The sequence below is a fragment of the Parafrankia sp. FMc2 genome, from assembly GCF_041008525.1.
Classification (GTDB): Bacteria; Actinomycetota; Actinomycetes; order Frankiales; family Frankiaceae; genus Parafrankia.
Window position 1 is genome coordinate 1 of record NZ_JBFLUG010000073.1, and the last position, 17559, is coordinate 17559.

The 17559-nt window shown below is 66.8% G+C and carries 13 protein-coding genes and 2 pseudogenes; 3 read left to right on the top strand and 12 right to left on the bottom strand.

Going from position 1 to position 17559, the window contains the following annotated elements:
- Positions 1-132: 132 nt before the first annotated feature.
- From AB1460_RS22605 to AB1460_RS22615, 3 genes and pseudogenes are all read left to right on the top strand, one after another.
- Positions 133-305 (top strand): annotated as a pseudogene (locus AB1460_RS22605) (IS30 family transposase); the annotation flags it as partial.
- Positions 306-562: 257 nt separating this feature from the next.
- Positions 563-1696, top strand: coding sequence for a hypothetical protein (locus AB1460_RS22610; protein WP_368963918.1), 1134 nt, complete (start codon positions 563-565; stop codon positions 1694-1696).
- Positions 1697-1880: 184 nt separating this feature from the next.
- Positions 1881-2264: pseudogene (locus AB1460_RS22615) on the top strand (IS5/IS1182 family transposase); the annotation flags it as partial.
- Between the two features lie 105 nt (positions 2265-2369).
- Here the strand turns inward: AB1460_RS22615 and AB1460_RS22620 are convergent.
- The 12 genes from AB1460_RS22620 to AB1460_RS22675 form a co-directional block, all read right to left on the bottom strand.
- Complete coding sequence (locus AB1460_RS22620) at positions 2370-3473, bottom strand: acyl-CoA dehydrogenase family protein (protein WP_368963920.1); 1104 nt, start codon at positions 3471-3473, stop codon at positions 2370-2372.
- 13 nt (positions 3474-3486) lie between these two features.
- Positions 3487-4647: an acyl-CoA dehydrogenase family protein gene (locus AB1460_RS22625; RefSeq protein WP_368963922.1), complete on the bottom strand. Its 1161-nt coding sequence runs from the start codon at positions 4645-4647 to the stop codon at positions 3487-3489.
- A 27-nt stretch (positions 4648-4674) separates the two neighbouring features.
- Positions 4675-4881 carry a hypothetical protein gene (locus AB1460_RS22630; RefSeq protein WP_368963923.1) on the bottom strand — a complete coding sequence of 69 codons (207 nt, stop codon included), beginning with the start codon at positions 4879-4881 and terminating at the stop codon, positions 4675-4677.
- 126 nt (positions 4882-5007) lie between these two features.
- On the bottom strand, positions 5008-5775 hold the full coding sequence (locus AB1460_RS22635) for an SDR family NAD(P)-dependent oxidoreductase (protein WP_368963924.1): 768 nt from the start codon (positions 5773-5775) through the stop codon (positions 5008-5010).
- Between the two features lie 10 nt (positions 5776-5785).
- Positions 5786-6979 carry a thiolase family protein gene (locus tag AB1460_RS22640; RefSeq protein ID WP_368963925.1) on the bottom strand — a complete coding sequence of 398 codons (1194 nt, stop codon included), beginning with the start codon at positions 6977-6979 and terminating at the stop codon, positions 5786-5788.
- 151 nt (positions 6980-7130) lie between these two features.
- Positions 7131-8138: a DUF7065 domain-containing protein gene (locus AB1460_RS22645; RefSeq protein WP_368963927.1), complete on the bottom strand. Its 1008-nt coding sequence runs from the start codon at positions 8136-8138 to the stop codon at positions 7131-7133.
- Positions 8139-8167: 29 nt separating this feature from the next.
- Entirely contained in the window at positions 8168-10810 is a 2643-nt protein-coding gene (locus tag AB1460_RS22650) for a PEP/pyruvate-binding domain-containing protein (protein ID WP_368963928.1), read from the bottom strand.
- 103 nt (positions 10811-10913) lie between these two features.
- Positions 10914-11066, bottom strand: a complete 153-nt coding sequence (locus AB1460_RS22655) for a hypothetical protein (RefSeq protein ID WP_368963930.1) — start codon at positions 11064-11066, stop codon at positions 10914-10916.
- Positions 11063-11512 (bottom strand): nuclear transport factor 2 family protein, encoded by a 450-nt coding sequence (locus AB1460_RS22660; RefSeq protein WP_368963932.1) that lies wholly within the window; start codon positions 11510-11512, stop codon positions 11063-11065. Before AB1460_RS22660 ends, AB1460_RS22655 begins: the two co-directional genes overlap by 4 nt.
- A gap of 274 nt (positions 11513-11786) precedes the next feature.
- Positions 11787-13094, bottom strand: coding sequence for an ABC transporter substrate-binding protein (locus AB1460_RS22665; RefSeq protein WP_368963934.1), 1308 nt, complete (start codon positions 13092-13094; stop codon positions 11787-11789).
- Between the two features lie 724 nt (positions 13095-13818).
- Positions 13819-14607 carry an ABC transporter ATP-binding protein gene (locus AB1460_RS22670; RefSeq protein ID WP_368963936.1) on the bottom strand — a complete coding sequence of 263 codons (789 nt, stop codon included), beginning with the start codon at positions 14605-14607 and terminating at the stop codon, positions 13819-13821.
- Positions 14604-17405, bottom strand: a complete 2802-nt coding sequence (locus tag AB1460_RS22675) for an ABC transporter permease subunit (protein ID WP_368963938.1) — start codon at positions 17403-17405, stop codon at positions 14604-14606. Before AB1460_RS22675 ends, AB1460_RS22670 begins: the two co-directional genes overlap by 4 nt.
- Positions 17406-17559 lie beyond the last annotated feature (154 nt).

Consider the following 17559-nt stretch of genomic DNA (forward strand, 5'->3'; position numbering starts at 1 on the left):
CGCCCAAGGCAAGACCCACCGCGACGTCCGACGTTCCCTCAAACGCGCCCTCGCTCGACGCCTCTACCGCCGCATCGAAGCAGCGACCCGCACCACCGAGCTCTCAGCCAGCTCTTGACAGACATAGGAGCGTCCAACGGGCTTCTACGCCAGAATTTCCCGAAGTGCACCGATCTGTCCTTGCATTCCAGGACGAGCTCGATGAAGTAGCCGCACAGCTGAACGGTAGGCCACGACAGACGTTGGACTGGGCAACACCCGCCGAAGTCCTCAATGATTTGCTAGCAAAACATTCGTCGCCATGACCGCCTGATTCTGCCCTTCTTAGCCTTCTTAGGCAGGTCTCGTCGTACTCGACGCCGCCAGAACCTGGCGACGCATAGTCGATCATACCTCGGGCTCGAACCATGCCACACACCTCGGATATACACCTGGTGGCGGCCTGTGCAAAAGACAAGGTTTGCAGCACCGCCACCGACATCCATTGGCGCCGATTGAAAGGATTGCTATGAGCGGTCGCTGTTTACGAACGGGTTCACGTCTAACTATCATGCGAAGGTGGGTGGCTTTAGCCGTATCTTTTCTGACGCTTATCATCACCGTCGCCACGACAACCGCAACCCCTGCGGTGGCCCGGGACGGGTACGACCTCACTGAGATAACAGTGGCGAGCCCAATCAGCCAGCCATGTAACGTCGAGACCGCGCCAGACGGGTCTCTCTGGTACGTCGAGATGGCGACGAGACGACTCGGCCGGATCGATCTGGTGACTGGCCATATACAAAAGTTCGATCTTCCGCCGGCGACAATCATTCCCGTCCTGAACCTGCCCGTTCCGCTGCCGGGCGTCTTCCCGATCGGCCCCTGCGACATGGCCGTCGGCAGCGACGGAAACCTCTGGTTCAACGATCCGGAGCGAAACACCATCGGATACATTTCGATGACGGCTCCGTATGGGATCCATGAAATCACGTTGCCGACACTGGCATCGGTTCCCATGAGCCTCGCCACAGGCGCCGATGGCAACATCTACGTCACTCAGACGGCATCGAATCAGATCGCTAAGATCGATATACAGACGCACGTTGTCACCGAGTACAACGTGCCGACTCCTCTCTCCGGTATCATCGGTGGTACTGCCGGCCAGGACGGCGCTCACTGGTTCGTCGAGATCATCGGGAACAAGCTCCTGCGATTCGACTACGCTACGCAGGAAATAACGGAGTACAACGTTCCAACACCGGCCGCCTTGCCATTCGTGATTCGTTCCTACGACGGTCAGATCTGGTTCTCTGAAAGTGGCGCGAATGCGATCGCCCACTTCGACCCGACCACGGAGACCTTCACCGAAGCCGTGATTCCGACCCCTGCATCGGTACCGATCGGCGTTACCAGGGGTGTTGACGGTTATATCTACACCGACGAGAGTGTGGGCAACAAGTTCGCACGGATCGATCCGGCGACCATGACCGTCGTCGGCGAGTACCCTCTACTCACACCGGCAACGTGGAACGACGAGATCAAGACCGGCTCAGACGGCGCGCTCTATTCCCCGGAGTTCACGGCAGGAAAGATCGCGCGTCTCTGGCTTCCGAGCTTTGGTACTGACCCCGGCTTCCCCCAGAACGGGGGTACGGTCACCGGGGCGACAAATCTGTTCCAGGACACGCTAGCCATACTCCGACTCGGCGGCTGACCACATCACCACGATGCTGGGGTCGATCGTCGCTGACGATCGACCCCAGCATCCGTTCAGCTCGGAAAGGCTCAATGTGCGACTTTCGTGTCGTACGACCGGCGTGGACATGTCCCGTTTCCCGACCGCTGGCCACCTGGCCTCGTGGGCGCGCTTCGCCCGCCGCCGCGGGAAGAAGAAAGCGATCGTCGCGGTCGGCCGGTCCATCCTGACAACTGTTCTGCGCTTCGCCGGCCTGCTGGTCGCGGAGCGTCAGCGTCGTGGCGCCCGTAGCGGTACCCGTACACTGTCGGCGCTGGAACAGGCCGTGATGGTCTTGCGCTGGTTCTGTGACGACCCCAAGGCCAGACAGCTGTTCACCGATCATGGGGTCAGCCGGTCGGTGGGCTACGGTCATCGAGACCGACCGGCTGCGTATACCCGGCCCGACCGAAGACGTGGACCTGTGGTGGTCCGGCAAGATCTCCAACCACGGCGGCAACATCCAGGTGCTGTCGGCCCCGACGACGGCTGGCCGCTGTGGGTCTCGGACGTGCGGCCCGGCCGCCTGACACCCAACACGCCATTGCTGTTACGCCATGTGACGACGCGTTACCGGGAAAGGCTCAATCATCACCCAGCGCCGAGATGCTGGGTGGGCGCTAGCCTGCCCACATCCGGATTGATTTTCGGATCAGAGTCCGATCCCGGCGGCAACCACATCGCGGGCGTCGGAGACCTGACGTTCCTGCTGGCGAAGATACTGCGCGTCGGCGAACGCGACCGAGATCGGGTACTCCCGCATGTATCCGTACCCGCCGTGCAGCTGCAGGCCACGGTCGACCGCCTCGTCGTGGGCCTGCGCCGCGGTGATGCGCGCCGCGGCCGCCTGCCCGGCGCTCAGTGTGCCCGCCCACCGCGCGCGCACGCTGTCGTCGACGATCAACTGCGCGGCGGTGAGCAACACCGCAGCCTCGGCGAGCCGGTGCCGAGTGTTCTCGAACTCGGCCAGCAGCCTGCCGAACACCCGTCTGCTCCCGACGTACTCCACCGTGGATGTCAGCACGCCGAGGGCTCCTGCAGCAGCCAGCACCGCCGTCCACAGGTCGAGGTCGCGACGTATGCTCCGCAGGACGGTCTCCCCGTTCGCGAGCACGTCCCCGGGCCCCACGCGGACATCGTCGAAGTGGATGTCGGCCTGCCCGGCGTCGCGGCCGCCGAGCGCGTCCGCGACCGAGCGGCGCTGCAGCCCGAGCCGGTCGCCGTCGATCACAGCCACACCGTCTTCGCCCTCGGTCGAGAAGCCGACCACCAGGAGCGCGGCGCTCGCTCCACCGGGCACCGCAGGCGCCCAGCCGCTCAGCCGCCACTCGCCATCGTCGGCGTGGGCCTCGAGTGGCGGCCCGACGGCCACGGGCACGGCAGGACCCCGCCCCTCGATCACCGGCTCGAGCCAGGCGGTGAGCTGCTCGACGGACGCATACTCGATCAGGGCAGGCAGGCACACACCACAGCTGAGCGCCAGCAGGTGCGCCAGCCCCGTCGCCCCGGCCGTCATCGTCTCCTCGACGAGCATGGCGACGAACCGCGGGTCGTCGACCCCACCGCCGCCCAGTTCCTCGGGCGCCATCGTGCCCAGTAGGCCCAGCTCGGCGGCACTCACCCACAGCCTCGGCCCGACACCGCCCCCGCGGCGCCACTGGTCGAGGTGCGGAGCGACCTCCTCGGTGAGGAACCGCCGGACCGTCTCACGGAAGACCGCGTGGTCTTCCTCGAAGATCGAACGCGCGTACACCACTGCCCCCGACACGTCAGGACCGCTGGTCGAAGCGGCGGCCGAGGAACTCCGAAGCGATGCGGGTTCGCTGAATTGCCGGTGTGCCGCCCGCGATCGCCCAACCGATGGCGTCGCGGTGCATCCGCTCAATCTCGTACTCTGCAGCGTAGCCGTACCCGCCATGGAGCTGGATCGCCATGTCGGTGACTCGCTTGACCATCTCGTTGGCGTAGACCTTCGCCACCGACGCATCCAGCGTCTTCGGCGCTCCGCGGCCGGCCCGTACAGCGGCTCGCCATATGAGCATCCGCGCGGCCTCTACGTCGACGACCATCTTGGCAAGGGTGTCCTGCACGGTCTGGAAGTCGACGACCGCCTTGCCGAACTGGCGCCGTTCCTGCACGTAGGCGGCGGTGCGGTCGAGCGCCTCCTGGGCGATGGCCAGGCACATGGTGCTGTTGCCGAGCCGTTCGATCGAGAAGGCCGTGAACAGCTTGCCGAACCCACCCTCCTGGATGATCACGTTCTCGGCCGGGACGCGGACGTCGTCGAAGAACATGTCTGCCGACCCGACACCGCGGTGGCCCATCAGTTCCTCCTGCGGGCCGAAACTCAGTCCGGGCGTGTCCTTGTCGACCAGGACAGCGCCCATACCGCGTCCGCCGGGTGTCTGGCCGAACCTGACATACACCAGGTACTGATCAGCGTGGCCCGCTCCGGAGCACCAGCGCTTCGCGCCGTTGATGACGACCTCGTCGCCGTCGACCCGGGCCTGCGTCGACACGTCCGTGGCGGCCGAGCCCGCCTCCGGCTCGGAGATACTGATGGCGATCAGCCTCTCCCCGGCCGCCACCGGCGGCAGAAAGCGTTGTTTCTGTTCCGGCGTGCCGAACAGGTCGATCACCCTCGACGGGCCCGCGGAGGCCTCGAAGATCGGCCAGGCGGCCAGGGGGTTCGCTCGCGCGAACTCCTCCTGGACCAGCAGCGCGTCGATCAACGGCCGCCCACCACCGCCGTACTCCTCGGGAAGAGTGAGCGCCAACAGCCCGAGCTCCGCGATCCGCTTGCGCTCGGCCGCGGGGAAATTGGTTCGGTTCGCGTCCCACTCCCGAGCCTTCGGGGCGTACCAGTCGCGGGCGACCTTGCGTGCCAGCGCGCGGATCTCCTGCTGCTCGTCGGTCAGCTCAAATATCATGGTCGTCCTCTCTCTGCGCCGAGGCGTTCAGTGGCCGGCCCAGACCGGGGCCCGCTTCTCGACGAAAGCTCGTGCGCCCTCGACCGCGTCGGAAGACTCGCGGACCCTGTCGGCGTATGGACGCTGGCGGCTGAACAGTTCCTCGACCGGCCAGTCCACGGAAGCTCCGAGCGGGGACTTCGCCGTCCGCACGGCCAGCGGGGCGTTCGCCGCGATGCTGCGGGCGAGTATCACCGCCGTGGCCCGGGCATCACCGTAACGCCCTGAGGTCCATCCCCGCGCTGAACACCTGACCGGCGCCGGTCAGCACCGCGGTCTGGACATCGGATCGCTCGTCGACCTCGACGCGGACCGCGCCCGTCACCGCGGCGCCATCCGGATCGCGCCGTCGAGGCGGATGGTCTCGCCGTTGAGCATGCCGTTGTCGATGACGGCGGTCGCCAGCCGGGCGAACTCGTCGGGATCACCGAGCCGGCTGGGGTGCGGCACGGTCGCGGCAAGCGAGGCGCGCACGTCCGCGGAGAGCCTGGCCAGCAGCGGTGTGTCGAACGTGCCGGGCGCGATGGTGCACACCCGGATGTTCCTGGACGCCAGGTCGCGGGCGGCGACGATCGTCAGGCCGACGATGCCCGCCTTCGACGACGCGTAGGGGATCTGCCCGATCTGGCCTTCGAACGCCGCGACCGACGCGGTGAGCACGCAGACCCCGCGGTCGCCGTCCTTCGGCTCGTTATCCGCCATCCGTGCCGCGGTCAGGCGCAGCACGTTGAACGTGCCGATCAGGTTGATCGAGACGATCTCGGTGTAGGTCTCCAGCGAGCCGGGCGAGCCGTCCCTGTCCACCAGCCGGACGGGGCCGCCCCGACCGGCGCAGTGCACCACGGCCCGCAGCGGCCCGGCTTCCTCCGCCGCGTCGAGCACGCGCCCGAGCGCCTCGCTGTCACGCACGTCGGCCGCGACGAAACGCACTCGCTCCCCGAGCTCGTCGGCGACGGTCTTGCCGCCGGAGGACTCGAGATCTGCGATCGTCACCGCCGCGGCGCCCTGGGCGAGGAGCCGGCGGACCGTCGCCAGCCCGAGACCCGACGCACCGCCGGTGACAACCGCGGAGATGCCGGTGATATCCACAGCGTTCCTCTCAGAGCCGTTCGATGATCGTCGCGTTCGCCATGCCCCCGGCTTCACACATCGTGGTCAGGCCATAGCGGCCACCAGTGGCCTCCAGGCCGTGGAGCATCGTCGTGAGAAGCCGGCCGCCCGACGCGCCGAGCGGATGGCCCAGCGCGACCGCGCCGCCACGCGGATTGAGCCGGGCCGGGTCGGCGCCGAAGTGCCGGGCCCAGGCCAGCGGCACCGGCGCGAACGCCTCGTTCACCTCGTAGTGGTCGATGTCGTCGATCGCGAGGCCGCTACGCGCGAACACCTTCTCGGTGGCCGGGATCGGCCCGGTCAGCATCGTGATCGGGTCGTCGCCGGCAAGAGCGAAGGCGTGGAAGCGTGCGCGGGGGCGTAGGCCGAGATCGTTCGCCTTGTCCTCGCTCATGATCAGCAGCGCCGAGGCGCCGTCGGTGAGCTGTGAGGAGTTGCCTGGCGTGATGTTCCACTCCTCGATCTCGGGGAACCGGGCCTGCATCTCCTCGGTCCGGAAGGACGGGTTGAGCTGCGCCAGCCCTTCCGCGGTCGTCGTCGGACGCGGCGTCTCGTCGGTCGAGACGACGGTTCCGTCGGGAAGCGTGATCGGGACGATCTCCCCGGAGAGATCCGCCTCGACGGCCCGCCGGTGCGAGGCCGCCGCGAACTCGTTGAGGACGTCCCTGGTGAACTTCCACCGGGTCGCGATGAGCTCCGCCGACACGCCCTGCGGGATCAGGCCGGGCGCGTAGCGGTCGGCGACGGACGGCCCGAACGGGTCCTGGCCGATCCGGGCGGTGAGCATCGGGATGCGGCTCATCGACTCCACACCCGAGGCGACGGCGACGTCGTACACGCCCGCGATCACGCCCTGAGCCGCGAAGTCGGCCGCCTGCTGGCTGGAGCCGCACGCGCGGTGCACGGTGACCGAGGGCACCTGCTCGGGCAGGCCGGCCGCCAGCCAGGACCACCGGCCGATCGGGCCGGACTGCTCACCGACCTGGCTGACGCAGCCGGTGATGACGTCGTCGACGACGCCGGGATCGATGCCGTTGCGGTCGATCAGCTGCCGCAGCACCTGCCCGAGAAGCTCGGCCGGGTGGAGCGAGGACAGCACCCCGCCCGGCCGGCCGTTCCTGGGTGCTCTGCCCTTGCCCATCGGAGAGCGGATCGCGTCGACGATGACGGCGGTACGGGACATGAAATCTCCCTCGGCGAGGCGGTAGGCACGACGGAAGCGGTAGGCACGACGGAAAGAGCCCCCCACCGCCTGGCGGCGCGGCGGCGAACGGAGATCCCCTCACTCGGGACTCTTTTGAACTTTATCGTCTCATAAAATATGCGGCAACCAGTCAGTCGACGGATGCGGCGGTGGGGATGGGCGCAGCGGCGGCCAGACGTCGCATGAACTGACGAGACTGGGCCAGCGGCCAGTAGTCCTGCCCCTCACCCAGGGCGACCTGCCCGTCGAAGTGCCATTCGACCAGCGACCAGAAGGTCATCAGCCAGGAGTAGCCCTGCCAGTTGAATACGTTACGGACGCGGCCGTCCGCCTCGACCCGACGACCCAGGGAGTCGGTCGCCTCGAACCGGTAGGCGATCGGCCTGCCGGTCTCGTCGCGTTCGGTCACCGCGATCGTGTTGCCCGAGGCGAGTTCGATGTCGCCGTACTGGCCGTCCTTGAGATAGAAGCCGATGATGACGTCCTCGGCCGTGCCGATGACCGGATCCTCCGCAGGCGGGATCCGGCTCACGGCCAGGGCGTGGAAGCTGCTGTGCTCACCACTCGCCCAGATCATCTGGCCACGCGGATTGTTGACGATGTTACGCACGCCCCACGAGCGGTCCCTTTCGGCGACGCAGTCGATCTCGATCCGCTCTCCGCCCAGCGTCAGCGTGCCGGTCATGCGCCCCGGCTGGTCGAGGTGACCGGTTCCCCACTCGTCGAGCCCGCCCGGCATGCCTGCGTCATGCGGCGGCGCCGTCGCGGTGAAAACCAGCTCGAGCGCGTCGCCGGTGTTGAACGCGGTCGTGCCGCCGTAGGTGAAACGGTAGGAGGCCAGCGGTTCGAGCAGCTCCACGGTCAGGCCGTTGTCGAGCGAGAAATCGTACATCTGCGCGCCGTCGGCCAGCTTGTATGGCTCACCCCAGTCGTAGAGCAAACAGTCGTAGTTCTCGCCGCCCGACCGGTCCCAGGCCGCTACTCCGCCGACTGTGTAGCCGATGTTTGGCCGATGGTAGAAGTACACGAACCCGGCGAGATCGCGTTCAGGCACCATGAACGAGAACCAGCTGGCCTCGTTCCAGTACGGGTCGTCAGGCCGCGGGTGGAAATAGTCGTCGGCCGGTGTGATTGCCATGTGGCATGTCCCTCTCCGTGTGCGAGGATTCAGCGTGCGCGTTCGAGGACATCGACGGTGCCGGCAGCACCGTCGACCCGGACGCGGTCACCCGTGCGCAGAACACTCGTGCCGTTACCCGAATTGACCACACAGGGCAGGCCCAGCTCGCGGGCGACGACGGCGGCGTGGCTGAGCATTCCGCCGATGTCGACCACCAGGGCCGCGGAGACGAGCATTATCGGCGCCCAGCTCGGGTCGGTCGTGGTCGCCACGAGTACCTCCCCTGGCTCGACCTCGGCGAAGGTCGGATCGGTCACAACCCGGATGATGCCCTCGACCACGCCGGCACTGACACCGATGCCGCTCACCCGGTCGACGCCGGCCGAGGGGCGCCCCCCCGCAATGTCACGCACGGCCGGAATGGGTTTTCCCCAGAACGCGGTCGGCAGCTCGTAGCCGCGGTAGCGGGCATGCTCGGCCTTGCGCTCGGCGACGAGGGCGCGCGCGTCCGCGGGAATGGTCCTGGACAGCTCGTCGGTCGTCAGATACATCACGTCGTCGATGTCGTCGAGCACCCCGTCGACGACAAGAAGCGCACCGATACGCCGCGCGGCGGCGCGTGCGATGTCCAGGGAGCGCAGGAAATTCACCTTACCGAGGCCGCGCAACGGCATATTCCGGCGGGCCAGCCGCAGGACCAGCCACGCTGAGGGGCGTTGGAGAAGGCCGACCCGGGCGAGCAGCTCGGCCTCGGCGGCCTCACGCTCACGGGCCCGCTCCACGGCCGTGACACGGGGGTCCTTGCTGTCGTCCTGCTTGCGATAGAGGGCCGCGAGTCGACGGACCTGCTCCGGGTCCTCACGCCACACCATGCCCGCGATGTCGCCCTCCATCGCACCGTGATAGCCGTGCCGGGCGAGGAACTCCGCCTCGTCGAGCCTGCCCTTGGCAAGGTCCCACAGATCGGCTATCACGTCGGTCTCGGCGTGGTCGCCGCCCCCGGCGGTGAGCTGGCCGAAACGCTCCCGCATGCCGGTCCGCTGGACCAGCTTCTCGAGCTGCTCCAGCACCGGGGGAACAGCGACGATGTTGCCCTGTGCCTGGACCGCGGTCGCCTTCTGGAACTTGTCGCAGGCGTCGAGGAACTGTGCCTGAGCCTCCGTCAGGCTCAGCCGCGGGTTCCGGGCGAGCTCACACCTCCACCACTCGGCGATCTCGACATGCTGCCTGGTCAGTACACGTTTGGCGCGAATGAAGGCACGTGGCATGTTCCAGGCCACGTGCAGGTAGCGCCGCTTGGTGGGATGTGACGTCATCCCATCTGGAACGGAGCCCAGCAACGACTCGGCGATCTTGTCACCGCCCGCTCCGGGTATGCGCTCCCCCATTTCATAGAATGCGCTGACCGACGCGACCGCACGCCCGAACGCGATGGTGACGAAGCGTTCGTGCGGGTTCTTCGGTATTCCGGATTTCGCTTTCTCCAACACCCCCATCCGCACGAATCCGTATCGAGCGGCGATCTCGGCCCCGGGTCCCCACACCGACCAGGACAGCGGTGCGAGCACTCCCGGCGCCGCCTCGCCTAGATTGGCCGTCGAGTAGTACCAGTCGGGGTTGAGCGACTCGTGCATCGTGGTGCGCTCGGCCGCCGCCGGCGACCCCGGTGTCCGCGCCGCCGTCCGGCTCTCCTCACGCGGCGGACGATTGCTCCACACCGTCTCCGGGCGGGCCTGCAGCAGGAACACCTCACGGTCGGCGGACACTGCCCATTCGACGTCCATCGCGGTTCCGAACGCCGACTCGATCTCTCGGCCCAGCGCCGCGATCTCGAGAAGCAGCTCTTCGTCGATGCTCGCGCGGCGTCCGATTTCCGGATCCAGGTCCTGGACGACCACCCGTCCCTGCGCCGGGTCGAAGGCGTGCCGTGAGGTCTGGACGCTGATCGACTGCCGGTGCCGCAAGAGGGTCGGCTTGTCCACCCAGAAACGATCGGAGAGCACGTCGCCGACCACCACACCCTCACCGAGACCGTGCGCCGACTCGATGAAGATCTTTGATCTGTCCCCAGTCACGGGTTCCAGCGTCATCATCACGCCCGCAGCGACCGCCGGGATCATGCGCTGCACGACGACCGCCATCGCCACGTCCTCGTCGGGAACGTCGAACCGGGATCGGTACACGATGGCGTTCGCGTTGTAGAGGCTCGCCCAGCAGCGCACCACCAGCTCGCAGACGGCGTCGGTTCCCTCCACCCACAGATAGGTATCGTGCTGGCCGGCGAACGACGCCGCCGCGGTGTCCTCCGCGATCCCGCTCGAGCGCACCGCGACAGGCCTACCGCCCAGCTGCGCGTACGCGGCACCGACCTGCTCGACGAGCTCCGGCGCCAGCACCAGTTCCCGCACGAGTTTCTGTGCCTGCCGCGACTTGTCGTCGTCAGAGAGATCGTCGCGTTCGATGAGCGCCGCGATTCGCGCATCGGCCCCCGCCGCGGACATCGAGTGGCGGAAGGCGTCAGCGGTGACCACGAACCCGGCCGGCACCGGCAGCCCCAGCGCGATCAGCTCGTACAGCCCCCTGGCCTTGCCTCCGACCCGTTGATGCTGCTCGGCTGAGCAGGACTCCAGGGGTAAGACGTGGGGCGCGGGGGACTCCGCATGCTGGAGTTCGACTTCAGATCTGGACATCGTTGACCTTCCGGACATAGGAAAGGCTCCGGTCTCAGTGGGGTGAGGGATGAGAAACTGACGATGGAAGAAACTCCCGTGAGGCGTGGCGAGAATATTGCTGTCAGGCGGCGGGTGAGCCGAAGAAGGAGATCGAGGCGGCCGAGCAGCCGACGGCCAGCGCGCCAAGCACCCGCAACATGTGCTCACTGCGCGGGCGGCCCGGTGAGAGCTCGTCGATGGCCTCGAGCGTGAGCTGTGGATCGTAGGTCGTCATCGCCCGGGTTTCGGGCTGGTCGAGCTCGCGACAAGCGCGGCGGTGTCCCAGTAGTACGCGCGGATCGACGTCACCTTCCCTGCACGGAACGACCAAAGCTCGCTGGCACCCGAGGCGATCGCGTCACCTCCGCCCGGGGGGCCCCAGTCGAAGGCGAGCACGGCCACCACGCTGTCGTCGCCCCCGACGATGCGCTCCACCTCGACCACCCGAGGACCGACGACGGCCTGCCCGCCAGCCATCGCGGCGAACATCCGGCGCAGCTTCGCCACACCCGCCACACGGCCGCCGTACGGGAGCGACGGCGGTAACTCCAACACGGCCGCCTCGTCGAAGGACCCGTTGACGAGCGCCGTGAGCCCGTCGACGTCCCGCCGGTTGAGCGCGTCGTAGAAGGCACGGACGACATCCACCGACGGCACCGTTCTGACCCTCGCGGGACCCATCTGCCGCTCCCCTCAGCCAGCTTTTATGAATCTTAACGTCTCATAATCAGGTGTGGCAACAGTCACCTCGACGTCCCGCCCAGCCACCGGAGGTCCGCGGGCGCCGGCACTGACCCGAAAAATAACGTGAGGTGGCAGCGTGTCCGGGGGATGCCCCTGTGGATGTCCAGCGGCCACAGGAAGATCTTTTGGCGTGCTGGGAGCAGTAAGGATCGCGTAGATCTCCCGTGCCACGTAGTACTTCAGACAGCGGATGATCTCTACACCCTTGGGGCTAGCTCCCAAGGTCAGCCAGAATTTTACCGAGAGCGGTGGCCTTTTCTTCGGTCAGACACTTCGGCGCGGACCCGTCGGGCGTAGCGTACGCACCGCTCTCAATAGTCCCCGTGAAATAGCACGGCGTGAACGTCGGCTTTCCTTCGACGTAGGTCGTCGGCGCCATCAAGCCGTCGAGTGTCTCGTCCCTGAGCGCATACAGGCCGCGCTTGACATCAGCCGGCTTGGAGTCCGGCGAGAGGTCGGCGACCTCTGCCGCAGCCTCGAAAAGCTTTCCGCTCAGCCAGGGGATGATGGTAGTGTAGGAGAACTGTGGGCTGTTTCGGACCCCCGGAGCGTACGCATCCAGCGCCTCGAGGAACTCCGCCACCGCAGGCACCGAGGCATCGGTGTACATGACCGCGGGAGCAGCGATAAGAATACCTTCGAGCTCCTTGATGGTCAGCAACTCGGGTATAATTGGGGTAGCGTTGGCGACCGGAGTCGGGGTGAATCCCTGCTGCGCGCACGACTTGAACACCCGTCCCAGGACCGAACCGTTATGTACGACGAACAGTCCGTCCACGCCTTGTTCCTTCATCGAGAGGCACGGCGCGTTGTAATCGGGAGCGGTCGCCGAGATCTGACCGAAGGTCACCTCGATGCCGTCCACCAGCGAGGCCGCCGCGGTGGCGAGACCCTCAACCTGAGCGCACACCGGTGATTCGGCACAGTACAATACGCCCATCTTCCTGACACCCGCGGCCTCGGCCTCCATGAAGCTGCCGACCAGGCCGACCGGCAGCGACGAACCGGTCGCGAAGAAGTCGGGGTTGGTCAGGAACGTCGACTCGACGGGGAGACCGCCGACCACCGGCACGCCCTTTTTCGAGACATAGTCCGCGAAGGCGGCATCCGCCACGCTCCCGTCACCCACGATGGCGACGACGCCCTTCTCCTCGATCAATTTCTTGGCGGCCCGTAGTGCCTTGGCCGGGTCCCCGCCGTCGTCCTCGACCATCATTTGGACTGGATGGCCGTTGATGCCGCCGCCCGCGTTGACGGACTCCGCCCAGGCGAGCGAGACCTCTTTGAGGAGTCCGAGAGCTGCCGATTGAGCACCCGAGCAGCTACAGATCGCCCCGATGACGATAGGCTTCCCGTCGAGTCCGCCGGTTCCCGACGCCGCCTCGGAATCCGCGGCAGAGTCCGAGCCGCAGGCTGCCACAAGAAACATCGCCAGTGTCGTGAAGACGGCTACGGCCAGCCGCGTCCACACGCGGCGCACCATCTTCACATACAAAACATCACGCAATAAATAATACATATTTCATTTCCTCCTAAATAATCTGTCGAGATATGGCGGGGCTCCGTGTCGCTAGGACATCTTTTCTCTATGGCGGACGAGTCACCACACTAAACGAGTAAGTTCTATCGACGAGAAAGTCCTATCGGTTAGTGGCCTTAGGCGTTGGCAGCTCGATACCCGCAGGATCGGCATGCCGGTCGGGGTCACAGCGGGCCGACAGCGGGGAAGCCGCGTCGAAACTATCGATGGGACGAACTGCCCACACCTGCCGGAAGCCCCGGTTGCCGCGAGCCACAACGAGTGCTCGCGACGGGCCGGTCGCAGAACGACCGGCCGTCCAGCACGTTCAGGCTTGCTTAGGCCCGGATCTATCCACTGGGCGGATTCTGTTCAGGCGACCATCCGCGAAGCTCCTTCTGACTGGATGACTCAACGAAAGAAAGATCATCGTGCTCCAAAGCTTCAACCGGAGGTGACCGGAAGGAGCTTTGGCACCGAAGACAGGAAGGAACGTAGATTTTTGAATCTACGAGGCTCAATAATAAGAGAGCTGACCAGAGGCGTCAACGGGCGTTCTCGAACTCCGCGAGCAGTCGACCGAACACCCTGTGGTCACGTGCGTACTCCATCGCTGGTGGAAGGGCCACTCACGCCCCGGCGACGCCGAGGACTGCGTGTCACAGGTCGACGGCGACATGGACCCGGAGTCCCGCCGACCGATCGAGCGGCCAGCGAGGCTTGGTCAGGGGCGCAGTGGGACTGGCTCGGTATCGCCAGCCGCCGTGCCGTGCTCGGCATCGAGGTCCGCTCCGAGGTACCTGCGGGTGAGTTCGGCCTCATCCAGCAGATCGGCCGGGCCGGTATAGGTGACGCTGCCACGATTGAGCAGGCAGGCGAAGTCCGCCATGGCGAGCGCACGATTGACGTACTGCTCGACCACCAGCAGCGACGCCCCGGAACGGGCTAGGCCGGCCAACGCTTCGAAGATCTCGTCGACGACTTTCGGGGCCAGACCCATCGACACCTCGTCGAGCAGGATGACGGAGGGCCCGGCGAGATAACACCTGGCGAGCGCGAGCATCTGTTGCTGACCGCCGGACATCGTGCCCGCAATCTGCCGGATGCGCTCCCGCAACACGGGAAAGGCTGCCAGCGCCGGCTCGACGTCGGTTCCCTTGCGCCACCGCGGCACCGCCAACGCCAGGTTCTCTCGCACGGTGAGGTTGGGGAACACCCCCCGCCCCTCCGGGACCAGGCACACCCCGGCGCGCGCCCGGGCGTGCGGTGTCCTGGTCGTCACGTCCTCGCCGTCGACCAGAACCGTCCCACCGGAAGGACGGAGCAGGCCGGACACCGTCCGCAGCAACGTCGTCTTCCCAGCCCCGTTCGGCCCGAGCAGGGCGACCACCGACCCGGCGGGCACAGTCAGGTTCACCTCGCGCAGGACTGTGGTGCGGCCGTAGCCAGCGACAAGCCCACGAACCTCGAGGGCATTTACCCGGCGTGGCGCTCCGGTGATTGCCGTGGTCATACCGTCGCCTCCGCCTCGGCCGCTAGCTCCACAGCCGCGTCACCCAGGTACGCCGCCCGTACGATCGGGGAGTCCACGAGCTCTGCCGGTGGTCCGGCGAACACGAGCCGACCGAAGTCGAGCACGTAGACCTGCTGGCACACGTCGAGTACCAGGGACATGTCGTGTTCGACCAGCAATACCCCTACCCCGCGATCAGCCACCACCCGGCGAAGGATCTGGCCGAACCGGGCGGTCTCGGCCCGGTCGAGGCCGGACGACGGTTCGTCGAGCAGCAACAGCCGGTACGAGCCGGCAAGACACCGGGCGAGTTCGACGAGCCTGCGATGACCGGTCGACAGATTCACCACCGGTACGTCGGCGACGTCGGCCACGTCGCACAACTCCATCGCCGCCTGCGTCGCCGACCGCACCGCCTCGCGCTGACCTGGCCGGCCGAACAGGTGAGCGAGCAGGTTCGCACCCGCGAACGGCCCTTCGACGCCGACCGCGACGTTCTCCCGGACCGTCAGAGAGTCGAACAACTCCATCTTCTGGAAGGTCCGTCCCAGACCGCGACGTGCCCGGGCGGCGGGACTGCGACGGGACACGTCGCGACCACCAAGGACAACTTTCCCGCTGGTAGCCCGCTGCAGCCCCGAACACACGTTGAACGTGGTGGTCTTGCCCGCGCCATTCGGCCCGACCAGGCCAGTGACCTGTCCGCCCGGCGCGACCAGGCTGACGTCATCCACCGCGGTGAGCCCACCGAACCGCACCCTCAGCCCACGCACCTCGAGGTCACCGGACTCGACGTCGATCCCCTCGACCTCGCCGACCGGCAGTGTCGCACCGGACGCCACCAGTCCTCCGGTCGCCAGTTCCTTCACACTGCCCTCGCTCTCGCGCCCGTCAGCGAACGAGGCACCCGTTTCCGGGAGCTGCGGCGCGGTGCGGTGCCGCGGCCGCAGCACGGCGTCGAGGACGTTACGAACAACCGGCGGCAGGCTCCGCGCGGACGCCGGCAGCAGCGCGACAGCCACCGACAGCGCGCCGAACACAAGCTGCGACACCGTCGCGACGTCGTCGCCGTCGGAGTAGGCCGGAATCAACACCAGCACACCCGCCGCCATGATCGCGTACCAGGGGTTGCCACCGACCACGATCACAATCAGTACGAAATAGGTCAGCGACAGTAACGGATGGTACGAGTCCGGGGACACCGTCATCTGGGCCACTGCGGCCAATGCGCCGCCGACCGCCGCCAGCGCGGCAGACAGGCAGAAGACGAACACCCGCGTGACGTTCACGGTCACGCCGTTGGTCTCTAGCGCGGTCGGCGAGTCGGCCAGACCTCGCAGCAGCCGGCCGAGCCGGCTGTGGTCGAGCAGCACCAGCGCGCCGACGGTGGCGACCGCCAGCGTCAGCACGAGGTAGTAGTACCCCTCGTCATCGTCGATCGGCAGCCACGACAGATAGGGACGGGGCTCCTCGAGCCCCGCACTGGTCGGCCCGAACATGTACTCCTGCGCGTAGAACATGTACTGCAGAAAGATGCCGAACCCAAAGGTCGCCAGTGCCAGGTAGAGCCCGTTGAGCCGGATTGCCGGGATCGCGAGAACGGCGCCGACCGGAACCGCCACGAGCCCGGACAGCACGAGCGCGAGCAGCCACGGCAGCCCGACGTCGACGGTGAAACGGGAGAATGCCGCGGCGCCGATCGCCATGAAGCCGACGTGGCAGAGCGAGACCTGCCCGGAGGTCCGCACCAGCAGCCCGAGCGACAGGAAGACGATCGAGGTTGCCACCGCGACCGTCCAGTCGGTGAGCCGGATTCCCGCGAACGACGGCACCAGCACCAGCACGACCAGCAGCCCGGCACCCGCGCCGAGCTGCAACGGCAACGGGGCCGCCCACTGCGGACGAGCGCGTACCACGGTGCGCGGCCGCCCGACGAGGTAGCGGCGGGGGAAGAACAGCAGCACGGCGAACAGGACGGTAAAGGGCAACGACGATGGCAGCCCTCCCAACGGCCCGTCCGAGAAGTACTTGGTGGCCAGCGACGCCAGCACTCCGATGAGCAGACCGCCAGCGAAGGTGAGCGTCAGGCTGGTGAAACCGCCTATCGCGGCCGCTCCGAACGCGGCTACAACCAAAAGCGTGAGCTGCATGGGGTCCAGCGGCAGCAGCGGAGCGAACAGCACCCCGGACGCCGCGGCCATCGTCGATCCGATCGTCCATGCATAGCGGCGGGTCACCCGCGGGCTGGTCCCGGCGAGGTCCAGCAGGGCCGGATCGTCGACCACCGCGCGCATCGCCACGCCCAGTCTGGTCCGCCGGAACATCACCGACAGCCCCGCGGTGACCAGCACCGCGAATCCGAACGTGACGATCTGCGACCATTTCACTTTCGTCCCGAACAACCGCACGGTCTCCGCGCCGAGAAAATCCGGAACCGTCCGCAGTTCGGTGTTTCCGTACGTCAGTACGAGGCATGCCTGGATCACCAGCAATAAGCCAACCGTACTGGCGACCTGCAACGCCAGTACGGCTGTTTGGATGGATCGCGCGAGAAGCTCCAGGACTAGTCCCAGCAGCGGTCCTAACAACGCCACCGCGACCACCGCCGCAGACCACCACGGCCAGCCCTGCTGCACGTAGAGCGAATAGAAGACGTAGGCCGCGACCGCTGCGACCGCACTGTGGGCGAAGTTGAAGACACCTGCGGTCTTGTATGTAAGCACCAGCCCGGTGCCCGCGAGTCCGTACACCGCGCCGGTCGCCAGTCCAGTGACGACGAATGGAAGAATCTGGGACATCTTTCCCCTATCAACGGATCCGCCATCGCTTCGTACAACAATGGACGCGCGCCGGCGAGTCGGCATCGGTTTCGCGCACCACGACCAACGGCGCGGCTACCAGACGACCTCGGTTGACGACAGCTTTTAGAGCACGGCACCGGCCACGACGTCT

Coding starts and splice junctions, on each gene's coding strand:
- AB1460_RS22675 (WP_368963938.1), bottom strand. CDS start 17,405: ATGTCCCAGATTCTTCCATTCGTCGTCACTGGACTGGCGACCGGCGCG.
- AB1460_RS22670 (WP_368963936.1), bottom strand. CDS start 14,607: ATGACCACGGCAATCACCGGAGCGCCACGCCGGGTAAATGCCCTCGAG.
- AB1460_RS22665 (WP_368963934.1), bottom strand. CDS start 13,094: ATGTATTATTTATTGCGTGATGTTTTGTATGTGAAGATGGTGCGCCGC.
- AB1460_RS22660 (WP_368963932.1), bottom strand. CDS start 11,512: ATGGGTCCCGCGAGGGTCAGAACGGTGCCGTCGGTGGATGTCGTCCGT.
- AB1460_RS22645 (WP_368963927.1), bottom strand. CDS start 8,138: ATGGCAATCACACCGGCCGACGACTATTTCCACCCGCGGCCTGACGAC.
- AB1460_RS22650 (WP_368963928.1), bottom strand. CDS start 10,810: ATGTCCAGATCTGAAGTCGAACTCCAGCATGCGGAGTCCCCCGCGCCC.
- AB1460_RS22655 (WP_368963930.1), bottom strand. CDS start 11,066: ATGACGACCTACGATCCACAGCTCACGCTCGAGGCCATCGACGAGCTC.
- AB1460_RS22640 (WP_368963925.1), bottom strand. CDS start 6,979: ATGTCCCGTACCGCCGTCATCGTCGACGCGATCCGCTCTCCGATGGGC.
- AB1460_RS22625 (WP_368963922.1), bottom strand. CDS start 4,647: ATGATATTTGAGCTGACCGACGAGCAGCAGGAGATCCGCGCGCTGGCA.